This window comes from Marinicauda algicola, from assembly GCF_017161425.1.
Taxonomy (GTDB): Bacteria; Pseudomonadota; Alphaproteobacteria; order Caulobacterales; family Maricaulaceae; genus Marinicauda; species Marinicauda algicola.
The window spans coordinates 725211-745085 of record NZ_CP071057.1 but is presented as its reverse complement, the minus strand read 5'-3'; the positions used below and the strand labels follow the sequence as shown (position 1 = coordinate 745085).

The following is a 19875-nucleotide window of genomic DNA, read 5'->3' as shown; positions in this document are numbered from 1 at the left end:
GTGCTCGGCCCACGGGTCCTTCAGCCAGGATCGCCAGATGCAGGCGATGACGTTGCGCTCGCGTACAAGGCGCACGCGGTCCTCCTGGACGCCGCGCAGCACCTCGGTCTCGAGGTCGAGGATCTCGCGGCCCGGACGCGGCGTGAAGGCGAAGGCCTCCGGCTCCTCAGTCAGGTACTGCGGCGGGAAGGCCGGCGGTGGCGGGGCTTCGTCCACGCGGGTCACAAGCGGGGTCGAGCAGGCACTGCACGCGATACTGATCGCGCAGATCCCACTCCTCGCGAAGAGGTGCGCTCGCTTCATCATCGGCTTGGTCTCCAAGGGTATCGAGGCGGGTCGCCTCGGTGCGGCCGGCTTCGGCCATTTCCTGGCCGAGGCGAAAGCCTTCGATGGCCCAGGCCCCGACCGTCTGCGCCCGCTTCTGTGCGAGCTCGTCCTGTGCCCGGATCACGCCCCGGGCCTCGCGCAGATCCGCGCGCGCCTCCTTCCAGCCGCGCACCTGCCAGCCGAGGCCGAACGCGATGGCCGCCGCGGCCACGCCGGCGACGATCTTCCAGGGAAGCGGAAGGCCTAGCATGATACGAACCTCCCCTCGCGGAGCCAGCCGTGCCAAAGCTCGCTTTTGTCAAACGGATCGCTGACCCGGATCGAGGGCGTCAGCGTCGGCCTCTCGAGATCTTCATTGAACTCCCAGCTGGGCGATGCATGCGGGCGGATCGGGCAGGTGCACATGCAGTCGCCTGGCAGGATGGCCAGCAGCTGCCGCGAGCCATCCGGCAGGGTCTTCACTGTGAACTCGCCCGGCGCCGGGCGGGCGTCCCGGTAGAACGCCTCCGGCGGCACGTAGCGCGCGGGGACGCTGTCGCGGTTGGGACCTGGCATCGCCCTACTCCTTCTCATCGAGGATCGTCAGAAACCCGCCCGCCCGCGCGCGCTCGCGAAGGGTCGGGTAGACGGCCTCGTAGGCAGCGGCCGAGCGGGAGACGGCCAGCGCTCCGTCGAAGACCGCCGGCGCCGATCCGGTGAGGATGCAGCCCTGCGTGTCCTCGTGGGTGTTGCCCACGTGAAAGAGCACGTACTTCCACCCGGGCAGGACGATCTCGACCATCTCGCGATGCCAGTCCCAGCGCGCGGTGTAGCGGGCGTGGAACCCGCCCTCGGCGCGCAGGCGCAGCGGCCATCGCCCGGCCGGGATACGGCTCTGGCCCGGCTCCTTCACGCCGGGGATCTTCGGCGGCCGGTCCTCCAGCGTGTAGCAAAGCCGCGCGCCGTGGAAGTGAAGCTCGCCCAGCGTGGCCGCGTGGTCGTGGCGCAGGCGGACGAGCAGGAGGTCGTCGGCGTCGATGCGCATCGCTCACCCCTCCCCTGCCGGCGGCTCGGGCGGCAGCCCGGCCTTCTTGCGGATGAATCCGATCACCAGGCCCTCCAGCGCGCGCTCGGTCGACTGGCGCGCGAAGATGCGGCGCAGGGCGCGAAGGACGTCGATCGCGGCCATCGACATGAACACGCACACGAAGCTGACGAGGCCGGCCGAGGCGGCGTGGCCGGGCCAGTTCGTGTTGATGAAGTCGACGGCGTAGTGCGCCCACAGCGCCCCGAAGATGAGCGCCACGCTCGCCCAGAAGGCGCGCAGGCGCAGCTCCTCGCCCAGCGGACGCCGGCGTTCGGGCGGCAGCTCGGCATAGGCCGCGCCGCGCACGCCCCACTCGGCGATGCTCCCGCCGAGAAGGCCGATGGCCTGCAGGACCGGGAAGCCGAGAATCGTGACCGGGGAATCGGTCATCGCGACCGAGGAAATCGCGGCGAGGATCGAGAGCGCATAGGTCGCGATCGCGTCCCAGCTCTGCAGGACGGCGTTGAGGATGCGGGTCGGCATGCCGAGTCTCTCCCTTGCGGCAGGCATGAAAAAGCCCGGCGCGGCGGCCGGGCCCGCGTCTCTCCGGGGCGCGCTCTACTTCTTCAGCGCGTCGCGGGAGATCTGCGTGTTCGTGCGCGCGCCGATGAAGACGTTCTTCAGCTTCGTCAGCTCGACGAGCGTGCGCTTCTCCACCGGGTCGTCGCCCTCGACCAGCGCGGTGATGCGCCGCTCGATCGCGAGGATCTTGTCGTGGATCGCGTCGACGACCTCCGGGCCGTGGGGTTTCTGGGTTGCCATGATCGGGTCTCCTTTTCGGGTTTCAGGGCAGGCGGTCGAGTTCCGGCCGGTCCTTCGCGGTCCGGCGCAGCTGGTGGGCGAGCCGGGTCGCGGTCTCTCCGGGCAGGCCGCGGATGAAGGCGCTCTTGGGCACGGGGCGCACGCCCTCGCGCTCGGCCTTGCGGCCGGGGCGAATGAGGCGCGAGACGCAGCCGTCGCACAGGAAGGACAGCGGGCGCAGGCCGGTCAGGAGATGGGCGCGCACGTCGACCAGGCGGAACGGCTTGTGCCATTGCCCGCAAGCCCCACAGGGGGCGCGGCCGGCCGCATCCGTCGGCCAGGCCTGCGGATCGGTTGCAAGCGCATGAGCGCAGGTCGGGGTCTTCATTCGATGGCCTCGTCGGACTCGTAGATGTAGGCGAGGATCTTCTCGCTGCCGGGGGTGGCGGTGTACTCGGTCGAGCTTGCCGCCGCGTCGTAGCTCACCGTGACAGACGACAGCGCCTCGCCGGTGATGCCGGAATCGACGAACTCTATCGACACGCCGAACTCCTGGCCCGCATGCTGGCCGAGACCGTCGACCGTCACGGTCACCTCCCACGACTTGGAGAAGGAACCGCTGCCGCTTGTCGCGACGTCGACCGTGCCGCGCTGCACCCACCCGGACCCGTCATTGGTGTACACACCGATGCGCACCGTCTCGAAAGCGGCCGACGCGGTTCCCGACACCGTGCCGGCAAAGGTATAGCCGTCGTCGAACGCTTCGTCGGCCGTCGACTTGTCGCCCACCAGATCGGGCGCACCGCCGCCGCCGGACGTCGCGACGCTGTCGCTCTTGGCAGTCGTGCCGCTGGCCTCGCCCCGGATTTTTGCGCGCACCGTGAAACCGGACGTCGTCTGGTTCAGCGGCTTGTAATCCTGCACCATGTTGACCGGCGACCCGCCGCTCTCCAGCTGCGTGTCGTAGGTCAGGCCCTTGCCTCCGAACAGGTGCACGCGCGGAATGGTGTTGAAGCTCGCCGCGAAGGTGATCGCGTCGCCGTCTTGCGCCTCGATAAAACCGAGCGAGCGGCCGACCGAACGCTTTGTCGTGCCCGAAAGCTGCGTGATCCGAACGTCGGCGGCGAGGTCGCCCGCACTGTCCAGCGCCGCGGTGATCCGCCCGTCGGTCAGCTCGGTCGGGCGGTTCGTCAACGTGGCGGACCAGTCCGCGCCGTAGGTGGCGTTCAGGTCGCCGGTGAAGCCGAGCCCGCCGATCGTGACCTGTCCGCCGCCAGCGCCGGACAGCGTGCCGTCGGAGCCGATCGTGATGGCGGCGTTCTTGACGTCGGCGTCGGCAAGCGTGGAACCGCCGCTGTCGCGCAGGTCGACCCCGGCGCGGGCGCCGTAGGTCGCGTTATCCTCCGGCTTGCCCGCTCCGGTCACACCCGACCAGGGGGCCGTCGTCGAGGAATCGTTGGCCGTCGTGGTAAAGCTCGTCCAGGAGGAGGGGTTCGTGGTCTTCTCCCCGTCGCCCAGGATGTAGCGCGCCTGGTAGGTGGTGCTCGGCGCGAGGCGGCCGAACGTGATCACGCCCTCGCCCGGGCGCACGGTCGGCAGGGACTGCAGCGTCGTGTTGTCGCCGTTCTCGCGGATCTCCACCGTCACGGCCTTGATCGCGGGATTGACCGGCGTCGTCCATGTCGCGCGCCCGGAGGGGTAGACCGCGCTTCCGGACCCGGCCTCGAAGCCCGCCACGGCGAAGCCGGACAGCGCCAGCGTCGGCGCCCCCGGCCGCGTGGTCGATGCCGTTCCGCCAATGTCGAGCTCGTCGCTCGCCGGGGTCCAGTCCCCGATGGCGTCGGGATGCTCGCGCAGCACGAGGTTGACCTGCAGACCCTGCTCGTCGCGCTGCAGGCTCACCGCCGGGCGCTGCTCGACCCGCCATTGCGTCTCCGGCAGGCGCAGGCGTTCGCGCAGCGTGGCGTCGAGCGTCACGCGGTCGCCCTTCTCCAGGACGACGTATTTCAGCCGCACGGTCAGCGAAAGGCGGCGCTGCGCCCGGGCGCGCTCGAGGAGGCGCTTGCCCAGGCGCTGGCCCTGCGTGGAGGAATTGACGAGGTCGAAGGCGGTGTCGAGCGTCAGGTCCGCGCCGCCGTCCTCGGTGACGTAGGTCGCGCTCGTGCGCTCGGGAAGCTCCACGATCTGGTACTGGTTCGCCGGGTCGGGATGGCGCGACAGCACCTTGTTGATCCCCTCGGCCGGGTCGAGCTCGGGATCGAGTTCCAGCGTGGAGGCCGACAGGATGTCGTTCCACTTGATCTCCTTGACCGTCGCGCGCTCCACGCCCGGCAGGAAGCGCACCTCGCCGGCGGTGTCGTCGACCTCACCGTCCATGGCGAGCAGCAGCTTCTCGATATTGCCGCGGTGCGAGCGCGAGCTGTAGAGCGGCCCGCCCGCGCGGTAGCGCTTTTCGGTGCCCCCGGCCTTGAGGCTCACCTCCTCGTCGCACTCGTTGGCCGCCGCGATGAGGTCGGCCTCGGGAATGCGCGAGCGGTCCCAGCCCGCGCCGAGGATCGTCTTTCCCGCGCGCGTCCAGCCCTGGTAGTACTGCGCGGCGATCAGCGCGGGATTGTCGCTCCACGCCCACGTGTCCGGATCGGCCGCGTCGTGGCTCGCCTCGCGCGGGTCGAAGACAGGCGCGCCCTTCATCTCCCACAGAAGCTGGGGCTCCCCGCCGGAGAAGGCGAACTCCGGGTCGTAGTCGCAGCGCACGATCGCGTAGGTCTTGCCGCGCAGGCGGAAATTGCTGTCGAGATCGCCATACGCCGCGATCAGCTCGGAGTCCGCCGCCTGGTCCTCGCTGCCGAGGTAGACGCGCACCGACAGCATGTCGTTGTTGTCCTTGTCCTGGTACTTGCTCGTGCAGGTCACCCAGGCCGCCGTCGGGTCGCCGGACAGGGTCAGCTCCTCCCCGTCGCCGTAGAGCTTCACGAACCCGTCGCAGGCATAGTCCGACAGGACGAAGATCCGCTCGAGATAGCGATTGTCGGTGCCGCGCGAGTTGGCCCAGACGCAATGGCCTGCCGTCGCGGTCTGGCCCACCAGCACGGTGATCGGGTGGTCGGTCTGGAACCGGACCTTCAGCTCCTGGCCCGGCGTGTCCTGCTCGGACAGGTCGATGCGGGGGCGCGTCAGAATGCTGAGCCCGACGCTAATCGCGGTCGAAATAATGAACTTGCCGAGCGCGGTGCCGACGAGCCCGCTGATAAGGCCCTTCGAGGCGACCACTGTGCCGAACTTGACGAAGGCCCCCACGACGGCAGGCACTATCTGCGGCATCTACTCCACCCTCCACGCCTTCACCGCGCTCAGGGCCGGCACGCGCGCCGGCCGGCCGTCCACGAACACCAGCGCCTCGCGCCCGAGGCACACCCCCAGCGCCTCGCCGCCCTCGCCCTCGAAGCCCAGCAGGTCGAACCGGCCCGCGCGCGCGACCGGGATCTGCGCGTAGGGCACCAGAGCGAAGACGCCGCGGGCCGACTGCGCGCGCATCGCCGCCGCCGACCGGCGCCGCCAGCCTCGTGCCGGGTCCTTCCCGGTCACGGCGCGGCAGGCATCGGCGGCAAGGAAGGCGCAGTGATGGGATTTCCAGTCGAGCGCGCGCGTCTCCGCCTCGCGCAGCCATTCGGCCGCGCGGCGCTCCCAGTCGGGCAGGCGCGCCATCAGACCAGGAAGGCGTCGGGCCGGTCGGGGAAGCGGCCGGGATCGCCGCCGCCGCTCGTGCGCCGCGTCTGGCGAGGGCCCCACCAGAGCGAGGCCTCCCCGTTGACGGTGTCGACCACGTAGTCGAGGCCGGTGTCGTCGGCGTAGAGGCTGCGCTGATGGGCCTTGGAGCGCGTGCCCCCGTTCTGCCGGCCGAGCAGGGCCGAGCGCGCCTGGCACTCGATGTCGAGGCGGGCTTCCTCGCCCACGCGCAGCGGCGCGCCCGTAACCACACCTGACAGGAGCGGCAGCGCCAGCACCACGTCGCCCGGCGCGCTTTCGAACAGAACCATGGTCAGATCGACCGGCCGGTTGCGATAGTCCTCGTCGTGGAAGGTCGCAAGCAGCGCCGCCGGATCGCCCGCTACGTCGGCCTGCACCATGCGCGTGCCGTCCAGCGTGAAGGCGAAGCGGTCGGCCGCGAGGCCGCCGCCACCGGGCACGCCGGAAAACTCCGCGATCGCGCCGGCCCCGACATAGGTCTCCCCGTCGATCGTCAGCGTGCCCTCGTCCTCGTCCCAGAAGCGGTAGGTGCCCGAGGGGAAGGTGAACTTGACCGCGAAGCGGACCGCACCCTCGCCGCGCTCGAGCTGGGTCTCGGCTTCGGTGGAGATCGTGCGCATGGGTCTATGCCCTCGCCGCCTCGCGGGCCTTGCGCGCGCTCTTGCGGGCGCGGGCGAGCTTGTCCTTCAGCGCGGCGATCTCGGCCTGCAGCGCCTCGATCTGGCCCGCCTGCGCCTGCAGCTCGAGGCGCAAGCCGACCACCTGGTCCAGCGCCGCCTCGCGCTGGCGCGTGACCTCGTTGATGGCCGCCTGGGCGTAGGCAGCGTCGACAAGGTTCGTTCCTTCATTCGCCATGGTCGGGTTCTCCGGTTGATGGATCAGGGCAGGACGAGCGGCTGGGGCCGGTTCTGCAGCGCATCGAGCTGGGCGAGCGCGCGGGCTTCGAGGGCGTCTGCGGTTTCGCCCAGATGCTCGAGAGCCCAGCCCTGCAGCAGCGCCTCGAAGGCGGGTGTCTCGGCCGGGTCGCTCGGGAAGGGCGTGAAATTCTGCGGGTCCGGATCGGCCAGCGGGATGGCGTAATAGACCTCGGCGCTCTCGCCCGTGGCCTCGTCCGTTGCGCGTACGCGCACCTCGAAGCTGGTGACGACGCCGGTCAGCGACAGGTCGGGCCGGTCCTTGCCCTGCGGAGAGAAGGTCCAGGAGTAGGTGATGGTCATGGGATAACCTTCCTTTAGGCCAGCGTGACGGTGCCAGACCGCACAACCCCGTCGCTGCCCTTGAGCTTGATGGTGAACGTGGTGTCGCTGGTTGCCTCAAAGACGACATCGCCGTTGTCCGCAGGGGTCACGGACGCCCCGGGCGTAAAGCCGATTGCGCCGTTGACGTCGAGCAGGTGGTTCGGGATCGTCGTGCCGATGCCGACATTGCCGGTGCCGTTTTGAATAAGCATGGCGGTCGAATAGGAACCGCGCGCTCCATGCAGAAAGCTGGTGTGCCCGGTGGCGCGGGAATACTGCAGTGCAAAGCTGATATCCGTGGCGCCCGCGCCGCCAATGGAAATCTCTGAAATTCCGCCCAATAGGGACCTATACCGAAGTGCGTCCGCCCCATCCGTTACAAAGAGTCCGTAAGTGTTTGTTGCATGAGCAACATGAAAGATTTCGGACGGCGCAGTCGTCCCGATGCCAAATCCGGTTGCTGTCAGACGCCACTTTTCCGCCCCCCCAACCGCCGCCGCAATCTGATCGGCCGCCGGGAAGAAGAACCCCGTGTTGAGATCCCCGTCGCGCGTCAGGGCCGGCGCCGAGGCTGAGCCCGCGCCGAGCGGCAAGGCGCTGTTGACCGCGCTGATCAGCGTGTTGATCGTCTGGAACGCGGTGCGCAGCGAGTCGCCGTTGCCGTCGTTCGCGGCGCTGCCTACACCGACGAGAGAAAAAGCCATCTAGACGCTCCTGATGATCTGGTAGGCGGCAAAGCTCACCTGCCCGTTCGTGCGGTAGTTCAGAGGGATGCGGATGCTCGCCGGATCGACGCGCATCTCGCAGGCCGCGCGATAGAGATCGACGCGCACCGGGTACGAAGACGGCGCCACCGGTGCGGGCTCGACGGCGAGGCCGGAGATGACACCGCTGGCGCTGGCCGTCGCATCGGCCACCGCGACCACGCGGCGGCGGTTCGTGCCATCGTCCCACGAGATCGGATCGCCCGCCTTGATGGTGGCGCCCGCGGCGAAGTCGGACAGGGAGATCGTGCGCGCACTCGCGTCGACGGCGGTCAGGCGGGGATTGCCCCAGCCGTACTTCGTCTCGTCGGCCGTGTGCGCCGTGCTGTCCGCGGTCACAACCGTGGAATCGGCGGTGACGCTGTCCGGGTCGGTGCTTGCAGGCCAGTCGAACGGACGCTCCGCCCAGGGGTCCCAGGCGAGGAACGTGTTCTGTCCGCCGCGCAGCTTCAGGAACCACGCCCGCCAGGCCTGCAGCTCGGCGGGCTTGAGCGGGCCGGACTGGTACTCCAGCGTGAAGCGCGGCGTCGCGCGCTCGAACGCGTCGACCGTGCCGCCAAGCGCCGGGTTGACCGACTCCGCCCGGGAAAGCTCGAAGCTCGCCTCGCGCGCGCGCAGCACGTCCGGCAGGGCAATGGCCGCCGCGAGCGAGCTCATTTCAGCACCCCGTCCTGGCGCGCCCGCAGGACGAGGCCAGGAACCTCCGAGCGCATGCGCGCGAGCAGGCGCCGGTTGTTTTCCTCGAACGCGGCCGGCAGGACCTCGCGCATCTGCTCGACGGCATCTTGCGTCGCGCCGCGCGCATCCACCTGTATGCCGCCCATCGAGATCGAGATATGGGCCGCGGCCCCGCCCATCGGCCGGCGGGCCAGCGCGCGCACCGCTGCAGCGTTGATCACCGTGCCGGCCGATCCGGTCGCGACCAGCTCGGGCCCGCTTTCACCGACGCGCATCAGGCTGCCTGCGCTGAACGGTCCGCCCGACGCGCGGCCCTTGACCTTGCCGATCCCGCCCGCGCCGGGCTTGCCCGCGGCCAGAGAGACCAGGTCGAGAACGCCTCCGCCCCCGCCGAAGAGCTGGCGGCCGAGCTGCTCGAACAGGGAGAAGAGATAGTTCGACAGCGCATCGCGCAGCTTGCGGGCGGCGAAGTCGGCCAGGTTGCCGTCCCACGCGGCCATCCACCCCTGGGTGGCGACGCTGGCAAACTCGCGGGCGAAGTCGTCGCGGTTGCGGACATACTCGTCCTTCTCCGCTTCGACCTTCACGCGCGCCTGTTCCTTGGCCTGTTCGCGCGACTCGTCCGGCTCGTTTGTGCCGCCCTCGTAGAGCTGCCCGACGCGGTCGCGGAACCCGCTGACCGTTTGTCCGCTTCCCGGCTCGCCGCGCATGGGGACGAACTCGGACTCGGTGATCGGCTCAAGCGGGAACCCACGGCGCGGCACCAGGTCCGGCACCTCGACGGCTTCCAACTCGTCCACGATCTCTTTCATGCGGCGCGCGCCGTCGCCGAACCCCTCGAGCAGCTCGATCATCTGCTCGCGGCTGCGGGTCGCGCCCGGCCCGTCGATCGGCAGCCGGCTGCCCAGCGTGCGGCCGTCGGCATTGACGAGGCCGACGCTCTGCATGAACCGGCGCGCTTCATCGCGGCCGACCTGGTCGTTCAGAAGCGAGCGCAGCTCGCCGCGCGTCATGTTCGGGTTGGCGCGCATCCGGGCGGCGGCCGTGGCGAAACCCGCTGCCTGCTCCTCGAGGCCCGGCGTGTCGAGATTGAGAAGGTCGCGGATCTCCACGCCAAGCCGGTGGGCCGCGCCGATCGCGGTCAGCATGCCGCGCACCAGATTGCCGATCGCCGAGACCAGCGTCTCGATCCCGTCGACATTTTCCAGAATCGCCCGGTTCAGCCCGGTCTGGAACTCCTGACGCATCGCCCGCAGCGTGGCGTTGGCCTCCGCGCCCTGCCGCACGATGCCGTCTTCCAGCACCAGACCGGCCTCGCGGGCGCGGGCGCTGAAGTGGTCGATCCCCTCCGAGCCTTGGGCCATGAGCGCGACCAGCTGCGCGCCCTCGGAGTCGAAGGCCTTGAACGCGAGGCGCAGGCGTTCCTGCTCGCTTTCGGCGTTCTGGATCGCGTCGGCGTAGTCGCGCAGGATGTCGTAGCTGTCGCGCATCTGCCCGTTGGCGTCGCGCAGCGGGATGTTAAGCCGGCGAAGATCGCCGGCCAGCTCGCCGCTGCCCTGGGCGGCTTCGGCCACGCGCCGGGAGAAGCGCTGCAGCGCCATGTCGAGCGTGCGCGCGGAGGAGCCGTTCTGATCCGCGGCGAAGCGCAGCTCCTGCAGGCGCTCGGTCGCAAAGCCCACGCGGTCGGCCACGTCCTTGATCGATTCCGCCGCGGCGAGAGACTGCTGCGTGAACGCGGCCAGCGCGCTCGCGCCGGCGACGGCCCCGACGCTGACGGCCAGCCGCTGGAATCCGCGCGCAAAGGCGGTCGTCGCGCGCTCGTTCTGCCGCATGTTGCGGCGGAACCGGCTGTCAAACTGCGACAGCCGGCGCTCCACCTGTTCGATGCCGCGGCGCAGGGGGGCGGTCTGCGCCTCCAGCACCACGCTCATACGGTCGAGTTCACCGGCCATCTACGCGTCTCCGAACGTCTTGCGCTTCCAGCGGTCCCACTCCTCCGATCCGGCCTCCTGCGGGTTGTGCATGCGGCGCAGGGCCGCCGCCGCGCGCAGGAACTCGCCGGGGGTGGAGGACCAGAATGTGTCGGGGCTCCAGTGCATTGCGGCCGAGGCCGCACCCTGGAAATCCGGGGCTATGTCGCTCAGGCGGAGGGGACCGTCCCCGCCTTCGTCTTTCCCGCGTCGGGATCGTCCCTGGCGGCCTTGTCGAAGTCGTGAAGCGGGCCCATGACGTAGGTCACCAGCGCCTCCACCACGTCGTCCTGCAGCGCGCCGTGGGCGATCAGCAGCTCGCCGACCTGCTTCAGCGTCGGCTCGGCGTATTTCTGCGGGCCGGCAGCCTTGATGCCTTCCAGGATCAGGGCGGCCAGCTCGGGCAGGCGAAAGCGCTGCAGCTCGAGCCGGCGCACGATCTCCGGCCAGCCGCAGTCCCACGCCGCCTCGGTCGCCACGATGGCGTCCCAGGTCGGGCGCAGCGTGACCGCCTTGCCCGCCAGGGTCAGCGTGACCTCACCGCGTACCTTGTTGGTCATGCCCCGCGCCCTAGTAGGTCGGGACAGTCACGGTGCCGGCATTGCGCAGGGTGAAGTCGTACTGCGTCGACTCCTTGTCCTGCCCGGTGATGCCGCCCGAAACGATCGCGCTGAAGGCGTACTTGTCGCCATCCGAGTTGACGTGGCACTCGACATTGATCGCAGCGCTGTTCTGGGCCGCGGTCAGCAGGTTTTCCAGCGCGGCAACGGAGTCGTTCCACTTCGTCCTGCCGGAGCAGGTCACGGTGACCCGCATACGTCCGGGCGCGTACTCGCCGAAATCGCCGCTGTCCTTGGCGGTGTGATCGATCTCGTCGGTCTCGATCTGCAGCTGGGTGTTCAGCTGGCCGGCAAGCGTGGTGAACGTCTCCGACGTCCCGCCATCGCCAACTTTCAGCAGTACGTTGGCGCCATCTTCCTTGGCCATGGTCCTCTATCCTTCCGTGAGGTTGACGCGAAAACGGACGACGCCGTGCCAGGTGTCGGGGTCGTCGTCCTTGAAGGCGTCCGCGAACTCGCGCACGCACACCGGGGTTTTCAGGTTCGTGACGCCTGCCGCGACGAACTCCGCGTCCAGCGGGCGGCGGTGAAGCGCGCGGCTGACGAGACCGATCAGCGTCTTGGCGCCCTTGCGCGCGATGTAGCTTCCCGACAGCCCGTTCCAGGTGTGGACGGTCACCGTGGCGTCGGCTTCCTCGTGGGTCTTGTCGGGCGTGTCCTCGTAGCTGTCCTCGCCGATCGTCACGTAGGGCAGCGCGGCGCCGGGCGGGACCGAGTCCCCGTCATAGACCGGCACGCCCGCGGGCAGCTCTGCGGTCAGCCGGGCGTAGATGGCCAGCTGCAGCTGCCATTCGGCATCGCTTCGAAAGGCCATGGATCACCTCTAGCGGGCAAAGCGGCGCAGCGCGCGCCGGGTCTCGCGCCGGATCTCCGCGCGGGCCGGGCGAAGCTGGCTGCGGAAGCCCTGCCGCACGACCGGGCGCGGGCGCTGCGTGCGCGTGCCGAACTCCACGAAGTGCGCGCGCCAGCCGGCCAGGCGCCACTTGCGCAGATTGCCCTTCTTGAAATAGCCGATCTTCCAGCGGAACCCGTTGGACAGCTTCTTCTTGCCCACCGCGTCGAACAGGTCGCCCTCGTCGACCGCGCCCTGGGCGATGATCTCGCTCCTGATCGCCGCCTCGATCCGCTCCGCCCCGCGCTCCAGCGCGGCCTTGATCGGCTCGGTGATGCGCCGGTCCTGGCGCTCGATCGCCTGGACCAGGCGGCGGATGCGCGCGCCGCCCTCGATGCGCCCGCCGGAGATCACGTCGCGGGCTCCTCTTCGTAGCAGACCAGCTCCATGTAGCGCCGGTCGCCGGGGGTGAGCCCGACGCTCTCGATGCGGAGCTTGCGATCGCTTTCGTTGGTCCAGACGAGGCGCATCGTGTTGTCGAGCCCCGTGCGCCGGTAGATCGTCACCAGATAGCGGTGACGGTCCACGGTCTGCTCGGCGCGCATGACCTGGCGCCCGCTCTGCGGTTCGATCCGCGCGCGAACGCTTCCGTGCAGCGTCGACCAGCCCGGCGCATAGACCCCGCCGCCCTGGTGGACCTGCGACTGCTGCTCGATCGTGACGACCTCGCGAAGATCGCCGGCGCTACGTGCGGCCATCGTGTTCCTCGATCCAGTCGGTGAGATCCCGGCGCGGATAGGCGGTGAGCGCCGAGACGGGCGAAAGGTTGACGACCTCGATCCCGCGATCGGCCAGCACACCGGCCGCCGCGTCGAAGCAGGTGCGCCATGTGCGCGTCACCCAGGGCTTGAGCCGGGCGCCGGGTGCAAACGGCCAGCCCTCGCCGTGCCAGTGCACCGGCTCCCCCGCGTCGATCCCGATGAGGCCGATGCGCGCGGCGCCGAACTGCGCGAGCAGGTTCAGCACCTGGAACGCGCTGCTGCCCCCGGCCCCGACGCAGCCCCGCCGCTCGAAGCGCATCTCGTGGCCCGCCGCCACGATTCTGACGACACCCTCGCGGCAATGCGGGCCATCGGCGGCGCTGACCTTGAGCGCGCGGCTGGCCCGCCAGTCGAAGGCGGTGTGGCTCCACCAGGACCCATCGCTTGCGCCTACGAGGTCGGCGCGCGGCGCGAGGAGCGCGGTTTCGTTGACCACCGCGACCCGCACCCGGTCCGAGCGCGCAAGCCGTTCGAACGCCGCGCGCGCCGGCGCCATACCGGCCGACGGCCCCGCCCCGGCAAGAAGCACGCTCGCGCCGCGCCAGGGCCGGGCCGTGGCCTCAGTAATTTCTGTACGGGTCGAGCAGGGCCCGGACACCGAGCGGCATCTCGTTGACAATGTTGCCGACATTCACGCCGGCCGCATTCTGATACCAGTGGGCGAGCAGCAGCTTCAGGGCGGCGATGAGGTCGCCGTCCTTCTCCTTGACCGCCGCCGCGTCGGCCCGGCCCGTGACGAAGCGCACCGTGACCGCGTTCGCCACCGCGCGTGTGGCCGGCCATTCTTGCTCGTAGGCCAGATGGATGCGCCCCGGCTCCCATCCGGCCTCGAGGATGTACTTTTCCGCCGCAAAGGTCTGCGTGGCCCCGTCCTCGTCGACATAGCTGATCGACGTGATCGAGGCGACCGGCGGCAGGTCGAGCTCGATCGGGTCGGCATCGCGCAGCGGGAAGCCCGCAAAGCTGCGCTCCCAGGTCTGCGCGATCATCTTGCGCCGGGTCCACGTCTCGATCGCCGCGCGGCACTGCGCGATCAGGTCGGTGATCTCACCGTCGTCGGCCGTGAAGTCGACGCGCAGATGCGCCTTGGCATCCGCAAGCGACAGCGGCTCGGCGGCCGGCGCGGTGATCAGGGTGTAGCCCATGGCGCAGCTCTGCCCTACCTACTTGCCGAACCAGCGGTTTTTTTCCGCGACCCGGCCTTGGCCTGCGGCTTGGCAGGCGCAGCGGCCGGAGCCGAAGCGGGCTTTGCCTCGCTTTCGCTGACCGCCACGGCAACGCCGCGCGCGATCCACCGCTCGGCGGACGCCTCGGGGAGATCGTAGACCCGGTCCTGTTCGAACCGGGTCTCGCGATCGGTCCCTTCATGCTCGTCCGCGACGACGCGCGTCTGAGTGAAGCGGACCTTCATCAGACGATCTCGGCCACGCTCGACGCGTCATTGTCCGACGCCGGGCCGTAGGCCGGGTCGAGACCGAGGAGCACGCCGCCGGCATCCGAGGCCGCGGTGCCGATCGTGATCGACAGGCGGATGTGGTCGAAGCCGTTGGCGATGTCGAGATCCTCGTGGCGCAGGTTGATGACGGCCTGCTTGTCGGAATCGTCCGTGCCGGCCTGGGTCAGCTGCGTGATCGCCGCGCCGGAGACGTCCTTGGCGCCGGTGCCGCTGGAATCGCTCGCCTGCTCGATCTTCGCGTCGAGCGTGGCGTTCGTGCCCAGCGTGCCGGCCTGGACAAGCGCCATGAAGGTCATGAACTGCTTGGCCGACACCCAGCCGGTGGTGACAGTGGAGGCCAAGTAGGCGTCCGGGTCGATGCTCCCCAGCACCGCGACGCGGTCGGAGGGGCGAAGGTTCTTGTTCCCCATGTGGGTCTCTCCTTTCAGGAAGATGGACGGCGGGGCGCACGATCACGCCCCGCCGATCAGGACGCCTAGGCGCGCTCGGCGAGCACGACGAAGTGCGACTTCGTGTTTGAGCCGTTCGCCGGGGAGACCGGGGACGACAGGTAGGGGCGCCCGCCCATGCGGAACGTCCAGCGGAAGGCCCGCATGTTGTAGTCGAAGTACAGATGCAGGCTGTCGGCGAAGCGGATACCGCCGGCCTTCTGCGGGCTGTAGTAGCCCATGAGGTCGACGAAATGCAGGTCGCCTTTGTCGCCGAGCGTCTTGGCGTGCTCGGTGAAGATCAGCGGCCGGCCGAGGATGAACCCGCCGGGCGCGCCGGTGATCCCGCTCGAGGGCGGGGTCCAGACCGGCTGGTCGCCGATCGTCATCGTGCCGAGCTGCGGCAGGATGTCGACATTGGCCAGCCAGACCGAGCGGGCCGGGTTGAGCTGGCGGGCGTACATCTTCAGCACGTTGGCCGCCGTGATCGTGTCGGCCGACTGGCCCGACTCCTTGGCCTGGGTGACCAGCGCCGCGGATTCGAAGTAGCCCTCCGGCTTGCCGACGCCGTTGCCGTAGACCACCGCGTCCGACGCCTTCCAGCGGATCGCGTCGGCGGCCTTGCGCGTCAGGCGGTCGCCGAGACGCGGGGCATCCTCCAGCAGCTCCTCGGTCGCCAGGGCGAAGACGTAGAGCTCGTGAAGGTCGACGCCGACCTCCTTCTGGGCGAGCTTGTCCGCGCTCATCTGGGTGCCCTCGGCGCGCCAGTTCGCCGTGATCCCGGTCGAGCCCCACGGCGTGGTCTCGTCGCGGATCATCTTCACGTGGTTCGAGCGCGTCGGCTCGGTGTCGACCATGGTGAAGATGTCCGGCTCGGAGAACACGAGGTCGTAGATCTCCTCGCGGAACTGCGGCGGCACCAGGTAGCCCTCGCCCGCATCCCCGCCGGCTTCCTGGTGGAAGTTCGACGGCGCCGCGAACTGCTGCAGGCGGTCGTCGACGGTACGGCCGGCGCTCGCCTTCTGCACGGCCCCGGCAAACTCGCCGAGCGAGCGGAAGCCGAAGCAGCGCTCCGGGCTGGGCTCGTTCGTGCCGTAGGACCGGGCCGGGTTGCGGCCGGACGGGCGCGGGGCCTCGGGCTCGGCGAACAGCTTCTTGCGCCGGTTCGCCGCCTCGGCCTTGTCGAGCTCGGCCTGAGCCGCCTCGGTCCGCTCCTCCAGCTTCTCGATCTCGCTTTCGAGGGCGGCGAGCTTCGCCTGTTCCTCTTCGCCGAGTTCGGCCTTCTCCGCTTTCGCGGCGAGGGTGTTGTACTCGTCCGTCTTCTCGCGCCCCTGCTTCTTCAGGTCGGCAACGCTCTGACGGAGCTCCTTAAGATGCTTCATGGGAAGCGCTCCTTCTGACAACCGGGCACGAGAGACACCGTCCCGCCGGCCCGGTATCTCCGGCGGGGACAGTCGGGTTTCGCGCGCGATGCGCGAAATCAGATGAAGGCGAACTTGCTGGCGCGGCGGCGCGGACGGCCCGACGGGCGGGTCAGGCGCGCCACCGTTTCCTCCAGCGTCGCGACCCGGTCGGCCATGCCGCGGCGCACGGCTTCGCGCGCCCCGTAGGTCCGGCCTTCGCCGAACTGCTCGCCCGAGGCGACCGAGCGGGTGACGCCGCGCCCGCGCATGACGTCGGCGATGAACATCGCGTAGACATCGTCCACCCGGGCCTGCAGATGCGCGCGCGCCTCCTCGGAGAGCGGCTCGAACATGTTGGCCTCGGTCTTGTTGCGCCCGGCGTGAACGAAGGTGTGCTCGACCCCGAGCCCTTCCTCGAACGCCGCCCAGTTTTCATGATGGATGTAGACCCCGATGGAGCCGACCTCGCCGGAGGGCGTCACCACCAGCTCGCCCGCGGCGGTGGCGATCCAGTAGGCCGCCGAGGCAGCCAGCGTGTTGGCCACCGCCGTGACGGGCTTCTGCTCGTTCGCCTCGCGGATGAAGGCGGCAAGCTCGGGGATGCCGTCCACCGCGCCGCCGGGACTGTCGATGTTGAGCACGATCTGCGAGACCGACTCGTCGCCGAGCGCGCGGGCGATCCGCTCGCGCGTGCGCGCCGTGGTACCGCCGATGGTCCGGCCGAATATCTCGATCCCGTGCAGCGTCATCACGCCCGTGACCGGGATGACCGCAACACCGGCGGTCGTGACCGCATTGCCAGCCTGAGCGGCCGGGCGGGTGTCGCCGCAAAACCGCGCCAGCCGGGAGCGGTCGAGGCAATCGACCGGGCCCAGGTCCACATGGGCGCGGCGGTCGTGATCAGTCGGCCGGTTCATCGGCGCGCTCCTTTTCCTGAAGGATCTGCTTGAGCTCGGCGAGCGCTTCGCGCGTGCCCGCGCCGGCGGTCTCGTAGGGCGCGTCCAGCGGGGCCATGTTGAGCGGGCGCCAGTACTGGTCGCCGCCGGGGATCGGATTGAGGTTCTCCAGCCGGCGCACGTCGTTCGGCGACAGCCAGCCGTTCTGGATGCCCTGCGTGTAGGCTTCGAAGCGGCTCTTGATGTCTCCGCGCAGAAGGCCGGAGACGTTGAACTCCACGAAATACGTCTGGTCCCCGACGATCAGGTCTCGGCTGATCGCCTGCTCCCATAGCGTGATCCAGGGCAGCAGCGTGTCGACGACGAACTCGATCGACTGCTGCTCGATGTTCGAGAACGTGGCGCGCTCGAGATGGCCCACCTTGTGCGGCGGAATCCGCCACATGCGCGCAATGTCGAGATCGGCCTCCTTGCGGGTCTCGAGGAATTGCGCCTCGTCGTTGTTGACCTTGCCCGGCGTGTACTTCATCCCGAACTCGAGCACCCGGTCCTTGTGCGCGTTGTCGCCGGTGCTCGCCGCGCGCCACGCCTCAATGAAGCTGCGCCGCTGCTCCTTGTCCTTGAAGCTCGAGGGATGCTCGATCACACCGCCCGAGGTGGCGTTGTTCTTGAAGAAGCGCGCGCCGTATCGCTGCACCGCCAGCGCGGCCCCAAGCGCCTCCTGGCCGGTAATGCGCATCGAGATGCCGCACAGCGCGTCTTTATCGAACGGCGCGGCCCGCAGATGCCAGATCTCGTCCGGCGTGAGGACCCGCCGGTTGCCCGGCTCGTCCACATGGTAGAGCGCCGATCCGTCGCGCTGCTTCTGCACCGTCACCCGCGAGGGATGGATCGGGATGAGCTGGTCGACGGCGCCGCGCGGACCGGGCAGGATCTCCGCGAACGCGTTGCGATACCAGGCGAGGTTCCACTGCATGAAGGCAAAGAACTCGTAGCCCGTCATCGTGTTGTTCGGCTTGGCCCGCATCAGGTCGGCAATCGGGTGATTGTCGACCGGCTCGCGCGCCGGCTTGCCATCGGCGTCGCGCGTGCGCCGGTAAACCCGCTTGGGCAGGGAGGCGATCGGCTGCGACAGCACGTTCAGGCAGTCGATCACGATCGGCAGATTCAGCGCCGTTTCGTCGGTCACGTAGACCCCGGCCGGGCTCAGTACGTCGGGGTGCTCGTCCCACCAGCGCGGATCGGTCGGGTCGCGGCGAACTCCCGGCGCTCCCGCGACGAGGCGGAGCGCGCTTTGCATGGCGCGTCGGATCATATGACCGTCACCTCGTAGTCTTCGGGAATGTCTTGTTGCACTTCGCCCTCGAAGCGCTTGGCCACGTTGAGCGCCATGGCGAGCGTCACCGCCCCGTCGATGCGCAGGAGCGCGCGCTTGTTGGAGCGCTCCTTGTCGATCTTCAGATTGCCCGCCGGGTCGCTGACCGTGATCGCGTTGGCCACGCACGCGGTCAGCACCGGGTTGTCTCCATGGCGCAGGCGGCCGGTGAGCGCGCACTCGGCCAGCTGGTCGATCGCCGGGGCCATGTCCTTGAACCCCTGGCCGTGCGGCTCGAGGGGAAGGTCGTCGAGCCCCTCCTCCTCCATGTCGGCCTTGAAGTCGTCGATGCGCCAGCGGTCGAAGCCGATGGCCTTGATGTCGAAGCGCCGGCGCAGCTCCGCGATCTGCTCGGCCATGTAGCGATACCGGATCGTCGCGCCCGGCGTTGCGGTGATGAACCCGGCGTCGATCCAGGTGCGCATGATCTCGCGCTCCCGGTCGGGCCGCGCCTCCATCTGGCCCTCCGGCGTCCAGAAGAAGGCGAGGATGTCGTAGACCGGCTCGGGCTCGTCGTTCGGAAACACCAGCGTGAGGCTCGTCAGGTCGTGCTTGCCCGACAGGTCGAGCGCGCCGTAGCAGGTCCTGCCGGCCAGCTCCTCGGGATCGATCATCGCGCCCCCGCACGCCTCCCAGACCGGGCGCGTCACGATCCGGCTCTCCGCATTGGCATCGACGCGCTGATTGAGCCGGAGATTGCGGAACGCCGGCTCGAAGGCCGGTATCCGCCGCGCGCGCTCGGCCTCCTTCAGGATCGTGCCGATGTCGAGAAACACGTCGGCCGCCGGGTTGCAGGCTCGGATCGTTTCCTCCGCGAACGCATCGGCATCGTCCGGCGCGCAGGTGAGGTGCACCACGATCCCCGGGTCCTTCGTCGCCAGCGCGTCGTCAAGGATTTGCGAAAGCGGGTGAAGATCGTCCGGCGCCTGGGTGGAGATGATCAGCCCGAGCGAGCGGTTCCTCTTGCCCATCGCGGTCTGCAGGTTGTCGAGCAGCTCGCGGCTCCGCGCCTGCGCCAGCTCGTCGTAGATCCACAGGCTCGGCGCGAGACCGTGCGCCCGGCGCGCATCCTGGCTCAGCGCCTCGTAGGTCGAGTATGCGCCGGGATGGTCCGGATCGGTGACCTCGATCCGCTTGTGGAAGCGCTGGATGTTCACCGCCGCGGCAAACTCCGGCACCGCCAGGATGATCGCCTCCATCTCGTTGAACAGGATGCCGGCCTGCTGCCGGTCGATCGCCGCCGAGTAGACCTCGCCCCGGGGCTCCGCTTCCGGCCCGAGCAGGTGGCACAGCGCAAGCCCCGAGCACAGCCCGGACTTGCCGTTGCCCCGCGGCTCCGACTTGATACCCAGCCGCACGTCCTTGCGCCCGTACACCGCCTCGACGAACTCGCGCTGCTCGGGCAGCAGCTTCATCTTCGTGCCGGCGAGCTTGCCCTTCGTGATGGGCAGCCATTCCAGGAAGGCGATCACCCGCTCGACGCGGCTCAGCCCCTTTTTCTTCCACGGCATCC

The 19875-nt window shown here is 69.4% G+C and carries 28 protein-coding genes; all 28 read right to left on the bottom strand.

The window, feature by feature from the left end; all coding sequences use genetic code 11:
- Window positions 1-166: 166 nt before the first annotated feature.
- Window positions 167-577 carry a hypothetical protein gene (locus JW792_RS03695; protein ID WP_135997345.1) on the bottom strand — a complete coding sequence of 137 codons (411 nt, stop codon included), beginning with the start codon at window positions 575-577 and terminating at the stop codon, window positions 167-169.
- Window positions 571-882, bottom strand: coding sequence for a ubiquitination-like system serine protease family protein (locus tag JW792_RS03690; RefSeq protein WP_135997344.1), 312 nt, complete (start codon window positions 880-882; stop codon window positions 571-573). The genes JW792_RS03695 and JW792_RS03690 overlap by 7 nt, the downstream gene beginning before the upstream one ends.
- Before the next feature lie 4 nt (window positions 883-886).
- Window positions 887-1351: a DUF5675 family protein gene (locus JW792_RS03685; protein WP_135997343.1), complete on the bottom strand. Its 465-nt coding sequence runs from the start codon at window positions 1349-1351 to the stop codon at window positions 887-889.
- Window positions 1352-1354: 3 nt separating this feature from the next.
- A complete protein-coding gene (locus JW792_RS03680) occupies window positions 1355-1876 on the bottom strand; it encodes a hypothetical protein (RefSeq protein WP_135997342.1) in 522 nt (173 codons plus the stop codon).
- A gap of 75 nt (window positions 1877-1951) precedes the next feature.
- Window positions 1952-2155 (bottom strand): hypothetical protein, encoded by a 204-nt coding sequence (locus JW792_RS03675; protein WP_135997341.1) that lies wholly within the window; start codon window positions 2153-2155, stop codon window positions 1952-1954.
- Between the two features lie 22 nt (window positions 2156-2177).
- Window positions 2178-2522, bottom strand: a complete 345-nt coding sequence (locus JW792_RS03670) for a hypothetical protein (protein ID WP_135997340.1) — start codon at window positions 2520-2522, stop codon at window positions 2178-2180.
- Window positions 2519-5455, bottom strand: a complete 2937-nt coding sequence (locus tag JW792_RS03665) for a phage tail protein (RefSeq protein ID WP_135997339.1) — start codon at window positions 5453-5455, stop codon at window positions 2519-2521. The genes JW792_RS03670 and JW792_RS03665 overlap by 4 nt, the downstream gene beginning before the upstream one ends.
- A complete protein-coding gene (locus tag JW792_RS03660) occupies window positions 5456-5839 on the bottom strand; it encodes a DUF6950 family protein (RefSeq protein WP_135997338.1) in 384 nt (127 codons plus the stop codon).
- The gene (locus JW792_RS03655; protein WP_135997337.1) at window positions 5839-6501 is read right to left on the bottom strand and encodes a DUF2163 domain-containing protein; all 663 of its coding nucleotides are present in this window, start codon (window positions 6499-6501) and stop codon (window positions 5839-5841) included. The genes JW792_RS03660 and JW792_RS03655 overlap by 1 nt, the downstream gene beginning before the upstream one ends.
- A gap of 4 nt (window positions 6502-6505) precedes the next feature.
- Window positions 6506-6736, bottom strand: a complete 231-nt coding sequence (locus tag JW792_RS03650; RefSeq protein WP_135997336.1) for a hypothetical protein — start codon at window positions 6734-6736, stop codon at window positions 6506-6508.
- A 23-nt stretch (window positions 6737-6759) separates the two neighbouring features.
- Window positions 6760-7098: a DUF7936 family protein gene (locus JW792_RS03645; protein ID WP_135997335.1), complete on the bottom strand. Its 339-nt coding sequence runs from the start codon at window positions 7096-7098 to the stop codon at window positions 6760-6762.
- A gap of 14 nt (window positions 7099-7112) precedes the next feature.
- Entirely contained in the window at window positions 7113-7823 is a 711-nt protein-coding gene (locus JW792_RS03640; protein ID WP_135997334.1) for a hypothetical protein, read from the bottom strand.
- Window positions 7824-8540: a hypothetical protein gene (locus JW792_RS03635; RefSeq protein ID WP_135997333.1), complete on the bottom strand. Its 717-nt coding sequence runs from the start codon at window positions 8538-8540 to the stop codon at window positions 7824-7826.
- Complete coding sequence (locus JW792_RS03630) at window positions 8537-10513, bottom strand: hypothetical protein (protein ID WP_135997332.1); 1977 nt, start codon at window positions 10511-10513, stop codon at window positions 8537-8539. Before JW792_RS03630 ends, JW792_RS03635 begins: the two co-directional genes overlap by 4 nt.
- The gene (locus JW792_RS03625; protein WP_158291652.1) at window positions 10514-10660 is read right to left on the bottom strand and encodes a hypothetical protein; all 147 of its coding nucleotides are present in this window, start codon (window positions 10658-10660) and stop codon (window positions 10514-10516) included. It abuts the gene before it with no gap.
- A 41-nt stretch (window positions 10661-10701) separates the two neighbouring features.
- Window positions 10702-11091, bottom strand: a complete 390-nt coding sequence (locus tag JW792_RS03620; RefSeq protein ID WP_135997331.1) for a gene transfer agent family protein — start codon at window positions 11089-11091, stop codon at window positions 10702-10704.
- A 10-nt stretch (window positions 11092-11101) separates the two neighbouring features.
- The gene (locus JW792_RS03615; RefSeq protein ID WP_135997330.1) at window positions 11102-11518 is read right to left on the bottom strand and encodes a phage tail tube protein; all 417 of its coding nucleotides are present in this window, start codon (window positions 11516-11518) and stop codon (window positions 11102-11104) included.
- Window positions 11519-11524: 6 nt separating this feature from the next.
- Window positions 11525-11965, bottom strand: coding sequence for a DUF3168 domain-containing protein (locus JW792_RS03610; RefSeq protein ID WP_135997329.1), 441 nt, complete (start codon window positions 11963-11965; stop codon window positions 11525-11527).
- Between the two features lie 9 nt (window positions 11966-11974).
- The gene (locus JW792_RS03605; protein WP_158291651.1) at window positions 11975-12397 is read right to left on the bottom strand and encodes an HK97-gp10 family putative phage morphogenesis protein; all 423 of its coding nucleotides are present in this window, start codon (window positions 12395-12397) and stop codon (window positions 11975-11977) included.
- Window positions 12394-12741: a phage head closure protein gene (locus JW792_RS03600; protein ID WP_135997327.1), complete on the bottom strand. Its 348-nt coding sequence runs from the start codon at window positions 12739-12741 to the stop codon at window positions 12394-12396. The genes JW792_RS03605 and JW792_RS03600 overlap by 4 nt, the downstream gene beginning before the upstream one ends.
- On the bottom strand, window positions 12728-13300 hold the full coding sequence (locus JW792_RS03595) for a hypothetical protein (RefSeq protein WP_135997326.1): 573 nt from the start codon (window positions 13298-13300) through the stop codon (window positions 12728-12730). Before JW792_RS03595 ends, JW792_RS03600 begins: the two co-directional genes overlap by 14 nt.
- A gap of 64 nt (window positions 13301-13364) precedes the next feature.
- Entirely contained in the window at window positions 13365-13949 is a 585-nt protein-coding gene (locus JW792_RS03590) for a head-tail connector protein (protein WP_135997325.1), read from the bottom strand.
- 14 nt (window positions 13950-13963) lie between these two features.
- Entirely contained in the window at window positions 13964-14215 is a 252-nt protein-coding gene (locus JW792_RS03585; protein WP_135997324.1) for a hypothetical protein, read from the bottom strand.
- The gene (locus JW792_RS03580; protein ID WP_135997323.1) at window positions 14215-14670 is read right to left on the bottom strand and encodes a hypothetical protein; all 456 of its coding nucleotides are present in this window, start codon (window positions 14668-14670) and stop codon (window positions 14215-14217) included. Before JW792_RS03580 ends, JW792_RS03585 begins: the two co-directional genes overlap by 1 nt.
- A gap of 65 nt (window positions 14671-14735) precedes the next feature.
- Window positions 14736-16070, bottom strand: coding sequence for a phage major capsid protein (locus tag JW792_RS03575; RefSeq protein ID WP_135997322.1), 1335 nt, complete (start codon window positions 16068-16070; stop codon window positions 14736-14738).
- A gap of 98 nt (window positions 16071-16168) precedes the next feature.
- On the bottom strand, window positions 16169-17008 hold the full coding sequence (locus JW792_RS03570) for a S49 family peptidase (protein ID WP_135997321.1): 840 nt from the start codon (window positions 17006-17008) through the stop codon (window positions 16169-16171).
- Window positions 16992-18287 (bottom strand): phage portal protein, encoded by a 1296-nt coding sequence (locus JW792_RS03565; RefSeq protein WP_158291650.1) that lies wholly within the window; start codon window positions 18285-18287, stop codon window positions 16992-16994. Before JW792_RS03565 ends, JW792_RS03570 begins: the two co-directional genes overlap by 17 nt.
- 11 nt (window positions 18288-18298) lie before the next feature.
- Window positions 18299-19873 (bottom strand): terminase large subunit, encoded by a 1575-nt coding sequence (locus tag JW792_RS03560; RefSeq protein ID WP_206340892.1) that lies wholly within the window; start codon window positions 19871-19873, stop codon window positions 18299-18301.
- Window positions 19874-19875: the final 2 nt, after the last annotated feature.